Raw genomic sequence first — 20,235 nt, 5'->3', positions numbered from 1 at the left:
CATGACGACGACCGTGAGCTACCGCCCGAAGGCGGGCGAGATCCCGCAGCGGCCGGGCGTCTACCGGTTCCGTGACGCGCAGGGTCGCGTGCTGTACGTCGGCAAGGCCAAGAACCTGCGGGCGCGGCTGAGCAACTACTTCGGGCCGCTGCACAGCCTGCACGAGCGCACCCGGGCGATGGTCACCACAGCGTCATCGGTCGAGTGGACGGTGGTCGCGAGCGAGTTTGAGGCGTTGCAGCTCGAGTTCAGCTGGATCAAGGAGTTCAACCCGCCGTTCAACGTGCAGTTCCGGGACGACAAATCGTACCCGTACCTGGCGATCACCCTCGGGGAGCCGGTGCCGCGTGTGATGGTCACCCGCAACCGGTCGATCAAGGACGCCCGCTACTTCGGCCCGTACACCAAGGTGTGGGCGATCAGGGAGACCGTCGACCTGATGCTCAAGGCGTTCCCGATGCGCAGCTGCTCCGACGGCATCTACAAGCGCGCCGAGCAGACCGGTCGGCCGTGCCTGCTCGGTGACATCGGCAAGTGCGCGGCGCCGTGCGTCGGCCGGATCAGCAAGTCCGACCACAAGGCGATCGCGCTCGACTTCGCGAGCTTCATGGCCGGCAACGACTCCCGGTTCCTCGACGAGCTGGAGAAGCGGATGCGCGAGGCCGCCGCCGCGCAGGACTACGAGCAGGCGGCGAGACTCCGCGACCAGCTGTTGGCGCTGCAGGCCGTGCTCACCAAGAACTCCGTCGTGCTGCCGGAGGCGGTCGACGCCGACGTCATCGGGGTCGCCCACGACGAACTCGCCGCGGCCGTCCAGCTGTTTGTCGTGCGCGGTGGACGCATCCGCGGTGTGCATAGCTGGGTGGTTGACAAGGAACTCGATCTCGAACTGCCGGAGCTGGTCGAGAACATCATCCTGAACGCCTATGAGAGCAGGCTCGTGCCGGCGAAGGTCGTCGTCGTGCCCGCGCTGCCTGAGGACGCCGACGAGGTGCAGCTGTGGCTCACCGAGCGCAGGCGCGCGGGCGGCGAGCGGTCGAAGTCCACCATGCGGGTGGCCCAACGCGGCGACCTCGCGTCGCTCGCGACCACGGTGCGCAACAACGCGCAGTCCGCGTTTCTCAGCTACAAGACGCGGCGCAGCGGCGACTTCGTCGCACGCTCGCAAGCGCTTGCCGACATCCAGGACGCGCTCGGCATGGAGCAGGCGCCGCTGCGCATCGAATGCTTCGACGTGTCGCACCTCGGCGGGACCAACATCGTCGCATCGATGGTGGTCTTCGAAGACGGCCTGCCCCGCAAGGACCAGTACCGTCGGTTCAGCATTGCCTCCTCGACGGACGACACGGAGTCGATCTACCAGACCCTCAGCCGCCGGCTCGCGCGCATCAACGAGCCAGACGACGACCTGGAGGTGATCAGCGAGGACGGCGAGGTCGCCCAGAAGCCCAAGCGGTTCGCCTACCGTCCGAACCTGCTGATCGTCGACGGCGGTCAACCGCAGGTACAGGCCGCGGCCCGCGCGCTGCGGGACGCCGGCGTGGACTACGCCAACGGCGACGGCATCGCCCTGTGCGGGATCGCGAAGCGGCTCGAGGAGATCTGGGTGCCGGACTCCGACTACCCGGTGATCCTGCCGCGCAACAGCGAGGCGCTGTTCCTGTTCCAGCGCATCCGCGACGAGGCACACCGGTTCGCGATCAGCTACCAGCGGCAGCGGCGCAAGAAGGATATCCGGTCGCAGCTCGCCGACATCCCTGGGCTCGGCCCGGCACGCGTGCGCGAGCTGCTCCGCCACTTCGGCTCGGTGACCCGACTGCGGCAGGCGTCGCAGGTCGAGATCGCCGAGGTCAAGGGCATCGGCAAGGCAACCGCGCGCACGATCCATGAGCGACTTCGCGCGTGAGCGGCCGGCCGGCTCGGTAAGCTTGGGGCACTCACGCTGAGAGGATCGACGACATGACGGATGACGGCACCCGCCAGGAGGTGCTTGTCGTCACGGGAATGTCCGGGGCCGGTCGTTCGACCGTCGGCAACGCGCTCGAGGACCTCGGCTGGTACGTGGTGGACAACCTGCCGCCGCAGATGCTGAAGCCCCTGGTGGAGCTCGCGTCGCGCGCGGGAGATGCCATCCCGAAGATCGCCGCGGTCATCGACGTGCGCGGTGGGCGGCTGTTCTCCGAGCTCGGCGCGGTCATCGAGGAGCTTCGCACCACCGCCTCGGTGCAGGTGGTGTTCCTCGAGGCGACCGACGACGTGCTGGTGCGCCGGTTCGAGCAGGTGCGCAGGCCGCATCCGCTGCAGGGCGACGGCGACACCATCCTCGACGGGATTGTCGCCGAGCGGGCCAGGATGCTGCAGATCCGCGAGTCGAGCGACGTCATCATCGACACCTCGGACCTCAACATCCACCAGCTGGCGACCGAGATCCAGGAGACCTTCGCCGAAGCCGGCGCCCCTGGGCTGCAAGTGACCGTGATGAGCTTCGGCTTCAAGTACGGCGTGCCGACCGACGCCGACCTGGTGGCCGACATGCGCTTCCTGCCCAACCCGTTCTGGGTGCCGGATCTACGGCCGATGACCGGCAAGGATGCGCGGGTAAGCGACTATGTGCTGGCGCAGGAGGGTGCCACCGAGTTCTTCGACAACTACGTGCGCGCGCTCGAGCCGGTGCTCGCCGGCTATCAGCGCGAGAACAAGAGACACGCTACGATCGCCTTTGGCTGTACGGGGGGAAAGCACCGCTCCGTGGCGATGGCCGAGAAGCTCGCAGAGCGGATCAGGAATCTGCCGGGGGTCGCCGTCAGCACCAAACACCGCGATCTTGGCCGCGAATAGCGGCACAATCACCCGTTTCAAGGAGGACCCGATGGCGCTCACCGCCGATGTCAAGGACGAGCTGGCCAGGATCGAGGTCAGCAAGACGACGGTGCGGGCGGCAGAACTGGCGACCATCCTCCGCTTCTCCGGCGGGCTGCACCTGATCTCCGGCCGCATCGCGGTCGAGTCAGAACTGGATTCACCGGTCATCGCGCGCCGCGTCCGCCGCGATCTAGCCGAGTTGTACGGCGTCCGCAGCGAGCTGGCCGAGATCTCGGCGTCCGGCATCCGCCGCACCAGCCACTTCCTCGTCCGGGTGCTCGAGGGCGGCGAGACGCTCGCGCGGCAGACCGGCCTGCTCGACGCCCGCCGCCGCCCGGTGCGCGGGCTTCCCAACCGCCTGACCACCGGCTCCCAGGAGGAGCTGGCGGCCCTCTGGCGCGGAGCGGTGCTCGCGCGCGGCTCACTGACCGACCCCGGACGCTCCGCAGCCCTGGAGGTGACCTGCCCCGGCAACGAGTCGGCGATGGCGCTGGTCGGCGCCGCGGGACGGCTCGGCATCTCCGCCAAGGCCCGTGAAGTGCGGGGCGTGCACCGAGTGGTCATCCGCGACGGTGAGGCGATCAGCTCGATGCTGCGGATCATGGGCGCGACGAACGCAGTGACGAAATGGGAAGAGCTTCGGCAGCGGCGTGAGGTGCGGGCCACCGCGAACCGCCTGGTGAACTTCGACGACGCCAACCTGCGCCGCTCCGCCCAGGCAGCCGTCGCGGCCTGCGCGCGCGTCGAACGCGCGCTGGAGATCCTCGACTCCCAGGTGCCAGACCACCTGCGCTATGCGGGGGAGCTGCGCTTGCGCTTCCGCGACGCGAGCCTCGACGAGCTCGGCCAGCACGCCGACCCGCCGATGACCAAGGATGCGGTGGCCGGCCGCATCCGGAGACTCCTCGCGATGGCCGACAAGCAGGCTGAGGACCTCGGCATTCCGGGCACCGACGCCAACCTGCCGGCCGAATACGAAGACGCATGAATTTTCCGTGCCTTCTGGGAAGCTTCTGAAAGCGAGCCGAGTTGGCGTCATTAGACTGATCACGTCCATCGGGCCGGCACGACACGTGCCGCTTTACATCGCTAGGAGCAGGTAACCAATGGCCGACTACACCCTTCCCGAACTTCCCTACGACTACGCAGCGCTCGAGCCGAGCATCAGCGGTCGGATCATGGAGTTGCACCACGGCAAGCACCACAAGGCGTATGTCGACGGTGCCAACACGGCCATCGCGAAACTCGCCGAAGCGCGCCAGTCGGGCGACTTCGCCAACATCAACAAGCTCGAGAAGGACCTGGCGTTCAACCTGGGCGGCCACGTCAACCACTCGGTCTTCTGGACCAACATGTCCCCGGATGGCGGCGACAAGCCGACCGGTGAGCTCGCCTCCGCCATCGACGACCACTTCGGCTCGTTCGACGGGTTCATGGCGCACTTCACCGCCGTTGCGCTCGGTGTGCAGGGCTCCGGCTGGGCCGCGCTGGTCTGGGACGCGCTGGGTGAGCGCCTGATCATCACCCAGTTCTTCGACCAGCAGGCCAACTTCCCGGTTGGGATGATCCCGGTGCTGCTGCTGGACGTCTGGGAGCACGCCTACTACCTGGACTACCAGAACGTGCGCGCCGACTACGTCAAGGCGTTCTGGAACATCGTGAACTGGGAGGGTGTGCAGCAGCGCTTCCAGAACGCACGCAAGCTGTCCGGAGGACTCTTGTGAGTGTCAAGGTCGGGATCAACGGTTTCGGCCGCATCGGTCGCAACTACTTCAGGGCCGCCCTCGCGAAGGGCAGCGACCTGGAGATCGTCGCCGTCAACGACCTCACCGACAACGACACCCTCGCTCACCTGCTGAAGTACGACTCGGTGCTCGGTCCGCTCGCGAACGAGGTCTCGGTCGACGGTGACGCCATCGTCATCGACGGCAAGCGCCTCACCGTGTTCGAGCAGAAGGACCCGTCGCAGCTGCCGTGGGGAGACCTCGGCGTCGACATCGTGATCGAGTCGACCGGGCGGTTCACCGACCCCGAGGATGCCCGCATGCACATCGCGGCTGGGGCGAAGAAGGTGCTGATCTCCGCTCCGGCGAAGGGCGACACCCCCACCTTCGTGCTGGGCGTCAACGAGGGCGAGTACGACCCGGAGAAGCACGACGTCATCTCCAACGCGTCCTGCACGACGAACTGCCTGGCGCCGCTGGCCAAGGTGTTCCTCGATGAATTCGGAATCGAACGCGGCCTGATGACCACCGTGCACGCCTACACCGCGGACCAGAACCTGCAGGATGGCCCGCACCGTGACCTGCGGCGCGCTCGCGCGGCCGCCGAGAACATCATCCCGACCAGCACCGGCGCGGCGAAGGCGATCGGCCTCGTCATCCCCGAACTGGTCGGCAAGATGGACGGCTACGCGCTGCGTGTCCCCGTGCCCACCGGTTCGCTCACCGACCTGACGGTGGAGACCCGCCCCGGCCTCACCGTCGACGAGGTGAACGCCGCCTACCGTGCGGCGGCCGAGGGTCCCCTCAAGGGCATCATGCGGTACACCGAGGACCCGATTGTCTCGTCTGACATTCAGGCGGACCCGCACTCCGCGATCTTCGACGCCGGGCTGACCAAGGTCATCGGCACGCAGGTCAAGGTAGCCGCCTGGTACGACAACGAGTGGGGCTACTCCCGCCGACTGGTCGACCTCACCGAGTACGTCGCCGCAAGGCTCTGACCCCGGGAGCCGCGCGATGCTTCGCACCCTAGAGACGCTAGAGCCGCTGGGGAGCAGGAGGGTTGTCGTCCGCTGTGACTTCAACGTCCCGCTCGATGGCGAGAAGATCACCGACGACGGCCGCATCCGCGCCTCGCTGCCGACCCTGAAGCGACTGCTCGAGGCCGGTGCCCGGGTCGTCGCGATCTCCCACCTCGGTCGGCCCGACGGCGCCCCCGATGCGAAGTACAGCCTCGCGCCGGTGGCGAAGCGCCTGGGCGAGCTGCTGGGAAAGGACGTCGCGTTCGCGACCGACACCGTTGGGCCGTCCGCCGAGCGGACGGTGACCGGTCTCGCCGACGGCGAGATCGCGCTGCTCGAGAACCTGCGCTTCAACGCGGGGGAGACCGCGAAGGATGACGCCGAGCGGCGCGAGTTCGCTGCCAGCATCGCCCGGTTCGGCGACGCCTACGTGTCAGATGGTTTCGGCGTCGTGCACCGCAAGCAGGCCAGCGTGTTCGACCTCGCAGAGCTGTTGCCGAGCGCAGCTGGCCTCCTCATCGCGAACGAGCTCGACGTGCTCGAGCGGCTGACAGAGCGGCCGGAGAAGCCGTACACGGTCGTCCTCGGCGGTTCCAAGGTCTCCGACAAGCTCGGCGTCATCGCCCACCTGCTGCCGCGCGTGGACTCGCTCCTGATCGGCGGCGGCATGATGTACACCTTCCTCGCCGCGCAGGGTCACACGGTCGGCGCCAGCCTGCTCGAACTCGACCAGATCGACCGCGTCCGCGGGTACCTGGACGAGGCCCGCCGCCTGGGAGTGCAGCTCATCGTCCCGACCGACGCGGTGGTCGCGTCCCGGTTCGCCGCCGACGCAGAGCACACCGTCCGTGCGGCATCCGCGATCGAAGACACACCATGGGGCAACAAGGGCCTCGGCCTCGACATCGGCCCGGAGACCGCCGCGACCTTCGCCCGCATCATCCGGGAGTCGCACACCGTGTTCTGGAACGGCCCGATGGGCGTGTTCGAACTGGCCCCGTTCGCTCGGGGCACCCACTCGATCGCGCAGGCGCTCACCGAGTCGAAGGGCCTCACCGTGGTCGGTGGCGGGGACTCGGCTGCCGCGGTGCGCGTCCTCGGTTTCGACGATGACCAATTCGGTCACATTTCAACTGGCGGTGGCGCGAGCCTCGAGTTCCTCGAGGGTAAGCGGCTGCCCGGACTGGAGGTTCTCGGATGGCAGTAGCAGGCAGGGCGGGTCGTACCCCGCTGATCGCGGGAAACTGGAAGCTCAATCTCGACCACCTGCAGGCGATCGCCTTCGTGCAGAAGCTCGCGTGGAGCCTCAAGGACGCGCGTCACGACTTCGACACGGTGGAGGTCGCCGTATTTCCGCCGTTCACCGACCTTCGCTCGGTGCAGACCCTCGTCTCAGCGGACAAGCTGCCGATCAAGTACGGCGCTCAGGATGTCTCCGAGCACGAATCCGGGGCGTACACGGGAGAGGTGTCGGCCCAGTTCCTGGCCGCGCTGAACTGCTCATATGTGATCATCGGCCACTCCGAGCGGCGGGCGCTGCACGGAGAGACCGACGAGCTCATCGCGCGCAAGGCCAAGGCCGCCATCAAGGCCGGACTGGTCCCGGTCATCTGCGTGGGGGAGACGGCGGAGGACCTGGAACAGCACGGGCCGAGCGCCATCCCTGTCGCACAGTTGGGCACGATCGCCGAAGCGCTGAAGGCGGGCGACGACATCGTCGTCGCCTACGAACCGGTCTGGGCCATCGGCTCCGGCCAGGCGGCGACCGCAGAGCAGGCCCAAACCGTCGCCGCGCAGTTGCGTACGGTGCTCGAGGAGAAGCTCGACGCCGACACGGCCGCGGCCACCCGCATCCTCTACGGGGGATCGGTGAAGGCCGCCAACATCGCCGGGTTCATGCGGCAGAAGGACATCGACGGCGCGCTGGTTGGCGGCGCAAGCCTGGATGTCGCCGAATTCTCGAGCATCGCGCAGTTCCCCAAGCACGTCGGCGTCTGACCGGGCGGGGTGCTGTGCAGCGGCCCGACAGTGCCGCGTTATACTGATCGGGCGCTCCCTTGCCCCCAAGAAAGGCATGTCTTCGTGGAATTCCTCCAGGTAATCCTGCAGGTGGTGCTCGGCATCACGAGCCTCCTGCTGACCCTGCTCATCCTCCTGCACAAGGGACGCGGCGGTGGCCTCTCCGACATGTTCGGCGGCGGCGTGACCTCCAACCTCGGTGCATCGGGCGTTGCCGAACGCAACCTCAACCGCTTCACGGTCATCCTTGCGGTGGTCTGGATCACCAGCATCGTGGTGCTCGGGTTGATCACCAAGTTCGAGACCGGAATCTAGGAAGGCAGCGCAAATGGTAGGTGGCAGTGCGATTCGGGGATCACGAGTCGGATCGGGTCCGATGGGCGAACTCGACCGTGGTTTCCACGCCGAGCGGATCCAAGTCAGCTACTGGTGTGCCAACGGCCACCAGATCAACCCGTACTTCCTGGCCACGATCGAGCCGGAGGAGATCCCGGAGCAGCTGGACTGCCCGAACTGCGGCCTGCCGTCCGGGCGTGACCGCGAGAACCCGCCGGCCGTCACCAAGCTCGAGCCGTACAAGACGCACCTCGCGTATGTGAAGGAGCGCCGCAGCGAGGAAGAGGCGGCGAGCCTCCTCGACGACGCGCTGCAGCAGCTGCGCTCCCGCCGCGGCTCCTGACCGCGCTCGCGGGCTAGTACTCGCTCGCGATGAGGTCCTGCGGCACCTCTGCCGCGGCCTCGGAGTCGATGAAGTAGACGGTTCTGCGCTTCCCATCCGCGCCGGCAGCCGGGACCTCGAAGGTATTCGCCCGCGCGAGCGCGAGACCGAGCGGGCTGGCCTTGTCTGCCCCGGCCAGCGCGAGCCAGACCAGTTCACCGGTGTTGATCGCTGGCAGGGTCAGGCTCAGCCGCTCCGGTGGCGGCTTGGGTGAGTTGCGCACCGGCACGACCATCCGATCGCTGACCCGGATGCCCTCCCGGTCGGGGAACAGCGACGCGATGTGCCCGTCGGGGCCGACACCGAGGAACACCACGTCGAACGCCGGCAGCTGCGCGCCGTCCGCGGCGGCGGACAGCTCCTCGGCGTAGCGGTCCGCGGCCTCATCGAGGCTGAGCCCGGCGTCGGATGCCGCGAACGGGTGCACGTGCGAGTCGTCGACATCGAGCGAGGACAACAGCGCATCCCTGGCCTGCTTGTCGTTCCGTTCAGGGTCGCCTGCGGGCAGCCAGCGTTCGTCGCCCCACCAGAAGTGCACGCGACGCCAGTCGACGGAGCCCACCCGCGGTGAAGCGGACACTCGGGCGAGGATGTCGATGCCGAGCGTGCCGCCGGTGAGCACCACGTGCGCCTCATCCTTTGCGCCGAGCACTGCGGTCATGGTGGTGATGAACCGGTCGGCGACCGCTCCTGCCAGACTCGCGCGGTCGGTGTGGACGAGCACGCGTCGTTGTGTCACAGCGAATGTTCCCTTCGGTGGCTTTATGTCGGGAGCGTAATCGACGAGGTGTCGGGTTCGCTGAGCTTACCGAGGCCGACTTGAAGAACCTCTCCGAACAGGTCGTCAGGGTCGAGGCGCCGGAGCTCTTCCGCGAGACACTCCGGCAGGTCACGGCGGGGGAGCGAGATGTCGTGATTCGGCTGACCGGGCTGCACCAGCGTGACGATGTTGCCCGGAACCCGTTCGAGGACGATGTCGCCGGATGCCCGCTGGAGCCTGACCCGGTGGATGCCCGGCTTGTTGCCGACCGGGTCGTCGAGGATCGTGTCCGCCTTCGCCCCCAGCTGCAGCTGCAGCCAGGCGGCGAGCAACGTCGTCGACGGGGAGTCCCAGGCGCCCTCGATGTGCACCCGGGTGACCGGTTCGAACGGAGGCTGATCGAGCACGGCCGCGAGCTGTGCGCGCCACAGCGTCAGGCGGGTCCAGGCGAAGTCGGTGTCGCCGGGCGTGTAGCTCCGCGCCAGGTGCTGCAGGTAGCCGCGCGGGTCCGACTGGGCTGCCGCATCGGTGATCCGCCTCTGCGCCATCCTTCCGATCGGCGACTCCGCCACCACGACCGGCGCGTCGCCCGGCCACCAGGCGACCACCGGTGCGTCGGCCAGCAGCAGTCCGTTGACCAGCGACTCCTCGCTTTTCGCCGCTTCGCCGTACGCGCGCAGGACGATGACCTCGCTCGCTCCGGCGTCGCCGCCGACCCGGATCTCCGCGTCCAGGCTCGCCTCAACCGGATGCGTGGGATCCGCGGACTTCGACAGCACGATGACGCGCATCGGGTGCTCTCGGGATGCGTGGTTGGCCGCCTCGATGGCGTCCTCTTCGGCTCCCAGCTCGGTGCAGATGATCAGGGTGAGCACCCGGCCCAGGGCGACCGCGCCGCCCTCTTCCCGGATGCGCACGAGCGCGCGCGACACCGCGCTGGTGGTGGTGTTCGGCAGTTCGACGATCACGGTCGCCTCCAGGTTCGTCCGTCGCGGGCAAGCAGCGCATCCGCGGAGTCGGGACCCCAGGTTCCCGGCGCGTACTGCTCTGGACGGCCCTGGGTCAGCCAGAACCGCTCGATCGGGTCCAGGATCATCCAGCTCAACTCGACCTCCTGGTGCCGCGGGAACAATGGCGGGTCGCCGAGCAGCACGTCGAGTATGAGGCGTTCGTACGCCTCAGGGCTGGCCTCGGTGAACGCGTGCCCGTACCCGAAATCCATCGTCACGTCGCGCACCTGCATGCTCGCGCCGGGCACCTTCGACCCGAACCGGATGGTGACCCCCTCATCCGGCTGCACCCGGATGACGAGCGCATTCTGGCCGAGCGCCGAGGTCTGGCTCTCGGCGAACAGGTACTGCGGAGCGCGTTTGAACACGACGGCGATCTCGGTGACCCGGCGACCGAGCCGCTTGCCTGCCCGCAGGTAGAACGGCACGCCGGCCCAGCGGCGCGTGCCGATGTCCAGCCGCATGGCCGCGTAGGTCTCGGTGTGGGAGTTCGGGTTCATGCCCTCCTCCTCGAGGAAGCCGACGACCCGCTCACCGCCCTGCCAGCCGCCGCTGTACTGGCCGCGCGCGGTCGCGGTGCCCAGGTCGCGGGGCAGACGCACGGCGGACAGCACCTTCTCCTTCTCGTTGCGAAGGTCGCGTGCGTCGAACGACACCGGCTCCTCCATCGCGGTGAGCGCGAGCAGCTGCAACAGGTGGTTCTGGATGACGTCGCGTGCGGCGCCGATGCCGTCGTAGTAGCCGGCGCGGCCGCCGACGCCGATGTCCTCGGCCATGGTGATCTGCACGTGGTCGACGTACCGCTCGTTCCAGATCGGCTCGAACAGCTGGTTGGCGAAGCGCAGCGCCAGGATGTTCTGCACCGTCTCCTTGCCGAGGTAGTGGTCGATGCGGAACACCGAATCCGGCGGGAACACCGACTCGACGACGTCATTGAGCTCGCGCGCGGTGCTGAGGTCGCTGCCGAACGGCTTCTCGATCACGACGCGCCGCCACTGGCCGTCCTTCTGCTCGGCCAGCCCGGAGCGGCGCAGCTGCTCGGTGACGAGCGGGAACGCCTTCGGCGGGATGGACAGGTAGAAGGCGTGGTTGCCCATGGTGCCCTGGGTGCGGTCGAGTTCGGCGACGGTCTGCTTCAGCCGCAGGAAAGCGTCGTCGTCGTCGAACTCGCCCTGCACGAACCGGATGCCGCGTGCCAGCTGCCTCCACACGTCCTCGTCGAAGCGGGTGCGCGAATACTGCTTGACCGCGTCGTGCACAACCCGCTCGAAGTCCTGGTCGTCCCAGTCGCGGCGTGCGAATCCGACCAGGGCGAAGCCTGGGGGCAGCAATCCACGGTTGGCGAGGTCGTAAACCGCGGGCATGAGCTTCTTACGCGACAGGTCGCCGGTCACCCCGAAGATGATCAGGCTGCTTGGTCCGGCGATGCGGTTGAGCCGCCGGTCGGAAACGGATCGAAGCGGGTTGAACTGCTCGGTGACCGGGGTGGGGATCATTGGTGGTTCCTTGGTCGCGTGCGCTTCAGCGAAGCGCGTTCATGATCGCATCGAGACCGGTGCGGGGGTCCTCCAGCCGCAGGGTGAGCACCGGCCGGCCGTGACCCTCGAGCACCGCGGCATCGCCGGCTGCCTGGGCCTCGATGAGCTGCCCGAAGGTGAATGGCCGACCGGGGATCTCCAGGTCGTCAGTCGGCGCAGCGGTGAGCTGCAGGAACACGCCGACGGCCGGACCGCCCTTGTGGTACTGGCCGGTGGAGTGCAGGAAGCGAGGGCCCCAGCCGAACGTCGTCGGACGGGACGATTCAGCCGCGAGCAGGTCACGCAGCTGCATCGCCTGGGGCAGCGCGACCCGGTTGAGGTAGGCGTGCACGCTGACGTAGCCGTCGTCGCCGACCTGGGCGAGCAGCGCATCGATCGCCTCCCGGACGGTGACGGTACCCGCGACCACTGTCGCGGAACCCCGCACTTCGATGTCACCGTCGGTGAATGCGGCGGGCGCGGGCTCCGGCCGGTCGTCGAGCAGGCCACGCGCGGCGGTCTTCGCCGACTCGACGTCGGGCTGGTCGAACGGATTGATTCCGAGGATCCGGCCGGCGATGGCGACCGCGTATTCCCACACCAGCAGCTGCGCGCCGAGCGTGCCGCTGATCTCGATCTCGCCCTCCAGCACCTCCTGGGTGGCGCGCGCGCTTTCGACAAGACGCACCACCTGCAGGTCATCCGGGCGCGACTCGAGCTCTGGCGAGTCGACGTCGAGGACGATGGGGAGGATGCCCTTGCCCTGCTTCCCGGTGGACTCGGCGATGAGCTGCTCCGCCCAGTCGGCGAAGCCCACGATGTAGGTGCCATCGGCGACGATCCCGAGCTTGTCCTTGAGCGGGCGGGTGCCTGCGATCGCTGCGGCAAGGATCAGCGCCGGGTTGCTGGGGTCGTCGATGGCTACTTGCGCTGCCACAGCGCTGGCCTCGTCGAGCAGCGGTTCGAGGTCGACGCCGGCGAGCCCGGATGGCACGAGACCGAAGGCGGTGAGCGCCGAGTAGCGTCCGCCCACGTTCGGGTCGGCGTTGAACACCCGGTAGCCGTCAGCACGCGCGGAGCGGTCGAGGGGGGAGTCAGGGTCGGTGACGACGATGATCCGCTCGATGGGGTCTATCCCGGCGTCGCGGAACGCCTGCTCGTAGACGCGCTTCTGGCTGTCGGTCTCCACCGTCGAACCGGACTTGGAGGACACCACCACCGCGGTGCGCTGCAGTCGGTCGCTGATCGCGGCGCGTATCTGGCCAGGGTCGGTGGTGTCGAGCACGGTGAGCGGCACGCCGGCGGTCTTCGTGATGACCTCGGGCGCGAGCGATGAGCCGCCCATGCCGGCGAGCACGATGTGGTCGACGCCGTCCTCACGCAGCCGGTCACGCAGTTCCAGGATGTCCGGTACGAGCGGTTCCGAGGCGACGACGGCCTCGGTCCAGCCCAGCCGCTTGGAGGCCTCGTCCTCCGCGTCTGCGCCCCACAGCGTCGGATCCTGTGCGGTCAGCCGTGACGCGACCAGGTCGCTGACCAGCTGGGGGACCACCCGGTCGACCGCTTCCGCGGCTGCACCGCTGGCGGTCACGTCAAAGCTCATCGCTGCCCTCCCGCGGCACCAAGCGCCGCAGTGACAGTGTCGAGCAGTTCGTTCCAGGACACCGTGAACTTCTCGACGCCCTCACGCTCGAGCAGGTCGGTGACCTCGTCGTAGGAGATGCCCTGGTCGGCGATCGCATCGAGCACCTCGTTGGCCTCGGCGTAGGAACCGGTGACGGTGTCGGCGCGGATCTCGCCGTGGTCGTAGGCGGCCTCCATCGTCTTCTCCGGCATGGTGTTGACCGTGTTCGGGGCGACCAGCTCCTCGACATAGAGGGTGTCCTTGAGCGTCGGGTCCTTGACGCCCGTCGAGGCCCAGAGCGGACGCTGAACGTGGGCGCCGGCAGTCAGCAGGCCCTTGGCACGCTCGCTCGAGAACGCCTGCGTGAACACCTGGTAGGCCAGGCGTGCGTTGGCGATGCCGGCCTTGCCCTTCAGCGCGGTCGCCTCCGGGGTGCCGATCGCATCGAGGCGCTTGTCCACCTCGGTGTCGACGCGCGACACGAAGAAGGACGCGACCGAGCGGATGCTGCCGAGATCGATCCCTGCGGCCTTCGCCTTCTCCAGCCCGGTCAGGTAGGCGTTGATGACCTCGCGGTGGCGCTGCAGGCTGAAGATCAGGGTCACATTGACGCTGATGCCGCGCGCGGTGAGCTCGGTGATCGCCTCCAGGCCGTCCACGGTGGCTGGGACCTTGATCATGACGTTGGGCCGGTCGACGAGCTCCCACAGTTGGGCGCCCTGTTCGATGGTGCCCGCGGTGTCGTGCGCAAGCGCCGGCTCCACCTCGATGGAGACCCGGCCGTCCAGCCCCTCGCTCGCGTCGAACGCCGGACGCATCAGGTCGCATGCGCGCTGCACGTCGTGGGTGGTGATGTCGACGACCGCGGCGCTCGCATCCGCTCCCTGCTTCGCGAGCTGGGCGATTTGGTCGTCGTAGTCGCTGCCCTTGGCGAGGGCGTTGGCGAAGATCGTCGGGTTGGTGGTGACCCCGACGACGTGACGCTCATCGATGAGGTTCTGCAGGCCGCCCGAGACGATGCGCTCGCGCGACAGGTCATCAAGCCAGATGCTCACCCCGGCCGCGGAGAGCGCGGCGAGGGGGCTGGTGGAATCAGTCATTTCTCTCTTCTTCCTGCCGGACGCCTACGCGCCCAGCGATTCCTTGGCTGCCGTCACGACATGATCGGCGCTGATGCCGAACTCGCGGTAGAGGGTCTCGTAGTCGGCTGAGGCGCCGAAGTGCTCGATCGAGACGCTGCGGCCGCGATCACCGATGTAGCTGCGCCAGCCGAGGGCCAGACCGGCCTCGACCGACACGCGCGCGGTGACGGACGGCGGAAGCACCGCGTCGCGGTACTCGGCGCTCTGCTCGGCGAACCATTCGAGGCAGGGCGCGGACACCACCCGGGCGTTCACCCCGTCAGCCTTCAGCGTCTCGCGGGCGGCGAGGGCGAACTGCACCTCGGAGCCGGTCGCGATGATGATCACGTCGGGGTTGCCGTCGGGTGCGTCGGCGAGCACATAGGCGCCCTTCTCGACACCGGCCGCAGAGGCGAGGGTGTCACCGGATGCTTCGCCGTCGCCGCGTTCGAAGACCGGCAGGTTCTGCCTGCTGAGCGCGATCCCGGCCGGGCCGCCGCGCCGCTCGAGCATGTGCTTCCACGCCCAAGCGACCTCGTTGGCATCCGCGGGCCGCACCACGTCGAGACCGGGAATGGCGCGCAGCGCCCACAGGTGCTCGATCGGCTGGTGCGTCGGGCCGTCGCCGCCGAGCGCGACCGAGTCGTGCGTCCAGACGTACAGCGAGGGGATCCGCATGAGCGCGGCGATGCGCACCGCTGGGCGCATGTAGTCGCTGAAGATCAGGAAGGTGCCGCCGTAGGCGCGCGTCTTGCCGTGCAGCACGATGCCGTTGACGATCGCGCCCATCGCGTGCTCGCGGATGCCGAAGTGCAGCACGCGCCCGTAGCGGTCGCCATTCCATTCGCGCGTCGAGTGCTCAGCGGGGATGAACGACTGCGCATCCTCGATGGTGGTGTTGTTCGACTCGGCCAGGTCGGCCGACCCGCCCCAGAGCTCCGGCAGCAGGCCGGCCAGCGCGTTCAGCACCTTGCCGGATGCCGCGCGGGTGGAGACGTCCTTGCCCGGCTCGAACACCGGGAGCGCATCGACGATTCCCTCGGGCAGCTCTCCGGCTTCCAACCGGTCGAAAAGTGCCTTCCCTTCGGGGTTTGCCGCAGCCCAAGCGTCGAACCGCTCCTGCCAGGCCTCGTGCGCGTCGCGGCCACGCTCGATCGCGCCGCGCGTGCGCTCGAGGACCTCGTCCTCGACAACGAAGGACTGCTCTGGGTCGAAGTCGAGCACCTTCTTCACGGCCGCGAGCTCGTCGGCACCGAGCGCCGAGCCGTGGATCTTGCCGGTGTTCTGCTTGTTCGGTGCCGGCCAGCCGATGATGGTGCGCAGCACGATCATCGACGGGCGGTCGGTCTCCGCCTTGGCCGCCTCGATCGCGTCGTAGAGTGCCTGCACGTCTTCGGTGTAGTCGCCGGTCTTCCGCCAGTCGACGGTCTGCACGTGCCAGTGGTACGCCTCATAGCGGGCGGCAACGTCCTCGGTGAACGCGACATTCGTGTCGTCCTCGATCGAGATCTCGTTGCTGTCGTAGATGACCACCAGGTTTCCGAGCTTTTGGTGGCCGGCCAGGGAGCTGGCCTCGGAGCTGACGCCCTCCTGCAGGTCACCATCGCTGGCGATCACGTAGATGAAGTGGTCGAATGGGCTCTCGCCGGTCGGCGCATCCGGGTCGAACAGCCCCCGCTCGTAGCGGGCGGCGTAGGCGAAGCCCACCGCGGAGGAGATACCCTGCCCGAGCGGGCCGGTGGTGATCTCGACGCCGGCGGTGTGGCCGAACTCGGGGTGGCCGGGGGTCTTCGAGCCCCACGTGCGCAGCGCCTTCAGGTCGTCCAGTTCGAGGCCGTGCCCGCCGAGGTAGAGCTGCACGTACTGGGTGAGGCTGGTGTGGCCGGCGGAGAGGATAAAGCGGTCACGGCCGACCCAGTGCGGGTCCGACGGGTCGGTGTGCATGACCTTCTGGTACAGCAGGTAGGCGGCAGGGGCGAGGCTCATCGCGGTTCCCGGATGCCCGTTGCCGACCTTCTCCACGGCGTCGGCGGCGAGCACGCGAGCCGTGTCAACCGCGCGATCGTCGATGGAATCCCACTGGAGTGCTGCCATTCTCGTCGATTTCCTTCTGTACGTTGACGGTGCACGAGGGTTATCGTGCGGGGAACCGCTCGCCCGTCGTCATCGACAGGGGCCGCACGATCCTCGCAGGCGCGCGGCATGGCAAGCTTTGCCCAGTATAGGCAACCTCACTCTTGCGGCTCTCAGCGTGACGCAAGCATGCGGTGCCCGTCGCCTAGACTCGTAATCAGGTCATTTTCTAGGCAACCCGAGGGGCAATGGACACGGCTGTACTGACGCGCAAGCAGGGCGGTTCCGCCTTCGGCCGAAAGGTGAAGGCGTACGTCTCGCTCACCAAACCGCGCATCATCGAGCTGCTGTTGGTGACCACCATTCCGGTGATGTTCCTCGCCGCACAGGGGCTTCCGGATCTGTGGCTCGTGCTGTGGACGCTCGTCGGCGGGGCGCTCAGCGCCGGATCCGCCGGCGCGTTCAATTGTTACTTCGATCGCGACATCGACCGGGTGATGAAGCGCACCAGCCATCGTCCGCTGGTGACCGGCGAGCTGACCGACCGTCAGGCGCTTGTCTTCGCCTCGGTGCTCGCGGTCATCTCGACGCTGCTGCTCGGGTTCGCGGTCAACTGGGTCGCCGCCGCGCTGGCGGCAGCCGGCAACGCGTTCTATGTGCTCGTCTACACGCTCTGGCTCAAGCGGCGCACCTCGCAGAACATCATCTGGGGCGGCATCGCCGGCTGCATGCCTGTGCTGGTCGGCTGGGCGGCCGTCACCGGTTCGCTGGACTGGCCGCCCATCATCCTGTTCGGCATCGTCTTCCTCTGGACCCCGCCGCACTACTGGCCGCTGTCGATGCGCTACAGCGACGACTACAACGCGGCCGACGTGCCGATGCTCGGCGCGATCGCCGGCCGCACCACGGTCGGACTGCAGGTCGTCCTGTACGCCTGGGCGACGGTCGCCTGCTCGCTGCTGCTGGTCCCGGTCGCCGGAATGGGCTTCTTCTACACCGGTGTCGCGCTGCTGTCTGGCGCGTGGTTCATCTACGAGTCGCACGCGCTGTACTCCAAGGCCATTCGCGGCCAGGAGGGCAGCCCGATGCGTGTCTTCCACGCGTCGATCACCTACTTGACGCTGGTCTTCGTCGCGGTGGGGATCGACCCGCTGCTGCCGTTCTGAGCGGGCACCGCCTTCAGCTTCAGCAGCGCCACCGTCATGGTCGCGGCAATCAGCGCCGCGAGCACCATGTGCAGGCCGACGAACACCGGCGGCAGGCCGTTGCGCGCCTGGTAGAGGCCAACGGCGATCTGCACCAGTTCGAGCGCGAGCAGTGCCAGCATCCACGGCGCGACTGCCAACCGGCGTGCGACCGCGCCGATGACGAGCACCACGGTCAGGGCGAACATCAGGTAGCTGGGCCACGCGTGCACGTGCTGCAGCAGTTCGGCGTCGAAGCCGGTGCGCCCGGCAGTCACGTCACCTGAGTGCGGTCCGGATGCGGTGGTCGCGATCCCGAAGGCGATGGTCACCGCGAGAGCCAGTGACGTGACATGCGCGAGGATCGCGTACCAGCGCGGAACCACCCGCTCGCGCGGGCCGACGGGGGAGTACAGCCGCACCAGGAACGCTGCCGTGACGCAGACCAGGGCCAGCGACGCCACATAGTGGAAGCCGACAATGAACGGGTTCAGCCCGGTCCACACGGTCACCCCGCCGACGAACGCCTGCGCGACGACACCCAGCACAACGATCAGCGCGAGCGTGAACAGGTCGCGACGCTCACGACGCATCCTGAACACCTGCAGCAGGACCAGCACGGCGATGATGCCGACGAGGCCGGTCATCGTGCGGTTGCCGAACTCGATGAAGCCGTGGATGCCCATCTCGGGCGTCGGAATGAGGGAATCGGGTGTGCAGGTCGGCCAGGTCGGGCAGCCGAGACCAGAGCCGGTCAGCCGCACCGCGCCGCCGGTCGCGATGATGAGCGTCTCGGCGATGAAATTGAGCCAGGCCAGCACGATGGTGCTGCGCTGGATGCTGCCCGGCATGAGCAGCGCTGACACGCTCCGCTCGGTTGGGGCCTGGCGGTCGGTCGTTCCTGTCACTGATGTTCTCCTACTGCGAACTGTGCGCGCCCTGCGGATCGCTGGTTTTCGCGGCCCACCCCTGTAGAATTGAGCGAATCGAAGGGGCAACAGCCGGCTGGACGTATCCAGCGCGCGTGGCCTGGCACAGATGCCTGGACCTTCGCCCAGTCTAAGCACGCAGCACGCCGCGCGAGCGGTGCCTCCGTGCCTCCGCATGATTGGGAATGAGATGACAGTGCCGCGTGTTGTCTTTAAAGCGAGAACCCGCGGCGCAGTGAAAGAGGTATGAGCATGTCAGATGTCCTGATCGACCGCCCAGAACTCGAGAGCCTCGGTGTCTACGAATTCGGCTGGGCGGACTCGGATGACGCCGGTGCCACCGCGCAGCGTGGACTGTCACCCCAAGTGGTCGAGAACATCTCGAAGCTCAAGGACGAATCCGAGTGGATGCTCAAGACGCGCCTGAAGGCTCTCTCGCTGTTCGAGAAGAAGCCGATGCCGACGTGGGGTGCCGACCTCTCCGATATCGACTTCGACAACATCAAGTACTTCGTGCGCTCGACCGAGAAGCAGGCCACCTCGTGGGAGGACCTGCCGGACGACATCAAGAACACCTACGACCGGCTCGGCATCCCCGAGGCGGAGAAGCAGCGCCTCGTCGCCGGTGTCGCCGCGCAGTACGAGTCCGAGGTGGTCTACCACAAGATCAACGAGGAGCTGGAAGCGCAGGGTGTCATCTTCATGGACACCGACACCGCACTCAAGGAGCACCCCGAGTTCTTCACCGAGTACTTCGGAACCGTCATCCCGTCCGGTGACAACAAGTTCGCGGCCCTGAACACCGCGGTCTGGTCGGGTGGTTCCTTCGTCTACGTGCCGCCCGGCGTGCACGTAGAGATCCCGCTGCAGGCCTACTTCCGGATCAACACCGAGAACATGGGCCAGTTCGAACGCACGCTGATCATCGCCGACGAGGGCAGCTACGTGCACTACATCGAGGGCTGCACGGCGCCGATCTACAAGTCGGACTCGCTGCACTCCGCGGTCGTCGAGATCGTCGTGAAGAAGAACGCGCGCGTGCGCTACACGACCATCCAGAACTGGTCGAACAACGTCTACAACCTGGTCACCAAGCGCGCGGTCGCGCACGAGGGCGCGACCATGGAGTGGGTCGACGGCAACATCGGCTCCAAGGTGACCATGAAGTACCCGTCGATCTACCTCGTCGGGGAGCACGCCAAGGGCGAGACCCTGTCGGTGGCGTTCGCCGGCCCCGGCCAGCACCAAGACGCGGGCGCCAAGATGGTGCACCTCGCGCCGCACACCCAGTCGTCGATCGTGTCCAAGTCGATCGCGCGCGGCGGCGGTCGCTCCGGCTACCGGGGCGAGGTCCGCATCGGGGAGGGCGCGCACCACTCGAAGAACACGGTGCGCTGTGACGCGCTGCTGGTCGACACCATCTCCCGGTCGGACACCTACCCGACCGTCGACATACGTGAGGATGACGTCGAGCTGGGTCACGAGGCGACCGTCTCCCGAGTGAGCGCCGAGCAGCTGTTCTACCTGCAGTCCCGCGGGATGCCGGAGGACGAGGCGATGGCGATGATCGTGCGCGGCTTCATCGAGCCGATCGCCCGCGAACTCCCCATGGAGTACGCAATGGAGTTGAACAAGCTCATCGAGATGGGCATGGAAGGATCTGTCGGTTAGT

Annotated in this window: 18 protein-coding genes; 11 read left to right on the top strand and 7 right to left on the bottom strand. The window is 67.7% G+C overall.

Annotation, left to right across the window (positions count from 1 at the left end):
* Position 1 precedes the first annotated feature (1 nt).
* The 9 genes from uvrC to HGK58_RS09120 all read left to right on the top strand — a co-directional run bounded on the left by uvrC (position 2) and on the right by HGK58_RS09120 (position 8,306).
* Positions 2 to 1,906, top strand: a complete 1,905-nt coding sequence (gene uvrC, locus HGK58_RS09160; RefSeq protein WP_168627277.1) for an excinuclease ABC subunit UvrC — start codon at positions 2 to 4, stop codon at positions 1,904 to 1,906.
* Positions 1,907 to 1,959: 53 nt separating this feature from the next.
* Positions 1,960 to 2,838 (top strand): RNase adapter RapZ, encoded by an 879-nt coding sequence (gene rapZ / locus HGK58_RS09155; protein WP_168627276.1) that lies wholly within the window; start codon positions 1,960 to 1,962, stop codon positions 2,836 to 2,838.
* Positions 2,839 to 2,869: 31 nt separating this feature from the next.
* A complete protein-coding gene (gene whiA, locus HGK58_RS09150; protein WP_168627275.1) occupies positions 2,870 to 3,850 on the top strand; it encodes a DNA-binding protein WhiA in 981 nt (326 codons plus the stop codon).
* 118 nt (positions 3,851 to 3,968) lie between these two features.
* A complete protein-coding gene (locus tag HGK58_RS09145) occupies positions 3,969 to 4,586 on the top strand; it encodes a superoxide dismutase (protein ID WP_168627274.1) in 618 nt (205 codons plus the stop codon).
* Entirely contained in the window at positions 4,583 to 5,587 is a 1,005-nt protein-coding gene (gene gap / locus HGK58_RS09140; RefSeq protein ID WP_168627273.1) for a type I glyceraldehyde-3-phosphate dehydrogenase, read from the top strand. The genes HGK58_RS09145 and gap overlap by 4 nt, the downstream gene beginning before the upstream one ends.
* 16 nt (positions 5,588 to 5,603) lie before the next feature.
* Positions 5,604 to 6,815, top strand: coding sequence for a phosphoglycerate kinase (locus HGK58_RS09135; protein ID WP_168627272.1), 1,212 nt, complete (start codon positions 5,604 to 5,606; stop codon positions 6,813 to 6,815).
* Positions 6,806 to 7,606 carry a triose-phosphate isomerase gene (gene tpiA, locus HGK58_RS09130; RefSeq protein ID WP_168627271.1) on the top strand — a complete coding sequence of 267 codons (801 nt, stop codon included), beginning with the start codon at positions 6,806 to 6,808 and terminating at the stop codon, positions 7,604 to 7,606. Before HGK58_RS09135 ends, tpiA begins: the two co-directional genes overlap by 10 nt.
* An 84-nt stretch (positions 7,607 to 7,690) precedes the next feature.
* Positions 7,691 to 7,942, top strand: a complete 252-nt coding sequence (gene secG, locus HGK58_RS09125; protein ID WP_168627270.1) for a preprotein translocase subunit SecG — start codon at positions 7,691 to 7,693, stop codon at positions 7,940 to 7,942.
* A 13-nt stretch (positions 7,943 to 7,955) separates the two neighbouring features.
* The gene (locus HGK58_RS09120; RefSeq protein WP_168627269.1) at positions 7,956 to 8,306 is read left to right on the top strand and encodes an RNA polymerase-binding protein RbpA; all 351 of its coding nucleotides are present in this window, start codon (positions 7,956 to 7,958) and stop codon (positions 8,304 to 8,306) included.
* Positions 8,307 to 8,319: 13 nt separating this feature from the next.
* Here the strand turns inward: HGK58_RS09120 and pgl are convergent, their stop codons facing one another.
* Genes pgl through tkt form a run of 6 tightly spaced genes read right to left on the bottom strand, consistent with a single transcriptional unit; the run spans position 8,320 to position 16,471 of the window.
* A complete protein-coding gene (gene pgl / locus HGK58_RS09115; protein WP_168627268.1) occupies positions 8,320 to 9,084 on the bottom strand; it encodes a 6-phosphogluconolactonase in 765 nt (254 codons plus the stop codon).
* 23 nt (positions 9,085 to 9,107) lie between these two features.
* The gene (locus HGK58_RS09110; protein WP_168627267.1) at positions 9,108 to 10,073 is read right to left on the bottom strand and encodes a glucose-6-phosphate dehydrogenase assembly protein OpcA; all 966 of its coding nucleotides are present in this window, start codon (positions 10,071 to 10,073) and stop codon (positions 9,108 to 9,110) included.
* Entirely contained in the window at positions 10,070 to 11,611 is a 1,542-nt protein-coding gene (zwf, locus tag HGK58_RS09105; RefSeq protein ID WP_168627266.1) for a glucose-6-phosphate dehydrogenase, read from the bottom strand. Before zwf ends, HGK58_RS09110 begins: the two co-directional genes overlap by 4 nt.
* Positions 11,612 to 11,636: 25 nt before the next feature.
* On the bottom strand, positions 11,637 to 13,235 hold the full coding sequence (locus HGK58_RS09100) for a glucose-6-phosphate isomerase (protein ID WP_168627265.1): 1,599 nt from the start codon (positions 13,233 to 13,235) through the stop codon (positions 11,637 to 11,639).
* Entirely contained in the window at positions 13,232 to 14,356 is a 1,125-nt protein-coding gene (gene tal / locus HGK58_RS09095; protein WP_168627264.1) for a transaldolase, read from the bottom strand. Before tal ends, HGK58_RS09100 begins: the two co-directional genes overlap by 4 nt.
* A gap of 24 nt (positions 14,357 to 14,380) precedes the next feature.
* Positions 14,381 to 16,471: a transketolase gene (gene tkt, locus HGK58_RS09090; RefSeq protein WP_168627263.1), complete on the bottom strand. Its 2,091-nt coding sequence runs from the start codon at positions 16,469 to 16,471 to the stop codon at positions 14,381 to 14,383.
* Between the two features lie 227 nt (positions 16,472 to 16,698).
* Between tkt and HGK58_RS09085 the strand changes: the two genes are divergently transcribed.
* Entirely contained in the window at positions 16,699 to 17,616 is a 918-nt protein-coding gene (locus tag HGK58_RS09085; RefSeq protein ID WP_168627262.1) for a heme o synthase, read from the top strand.
* Here HGK58_RS09085 and HGK58_RS09080 read toward each other — a convergent pair.
* Positions 17,562 to 18,542, bottom strand: coding sequence for a COX15/CtaA family protein (locus HGK58_RS09080; RefSeq protein WP_349236185.1), 981 nt, complete (start codon positions 18,540 to 18,542; stop codon positions 17,562 to 17,564). The genes HGK58_RS09085 and HGK58_RS09080 overlap by 55 nt on opposite strands.
* A gap of 273 nt (positions 18,543 to 18,815) precedes the next feature.
* Here HGK58_RS09080 and sufB point away from each other — a divergent pair, with 273 nt between their 5' ends.
* On the top strand, positions 18,816 to 20,234 hold the full coding sequence (sufB, locus tag HGK58_RS09075; RefSeq protein WP_168627261.1) for a Fe-S cluster assembly protein SufB: 1,419 nt from the start codon (positions 18,816 to 18,818) through the stop codon (positions 20,232 to 20,234).
* Position 20,235: the final 1 nt, after the last annotated feature.

Origin of the sequence: Cryobacterium sp. BB307, assembly GCF_012274275.1 — a bacterium.
Taxonomy (GTDB): domain Bacteria; phylum Actinomycetota; class Actinomycetes; order Actinomycetales; family Microbacteriaceae; genus Terrimesophilobacter.
The sequence above is the reverse complement of the archived record's forward strand: the minus strand, read 5'-3'. Positions and strand labels throughout refer to the sequence as shown.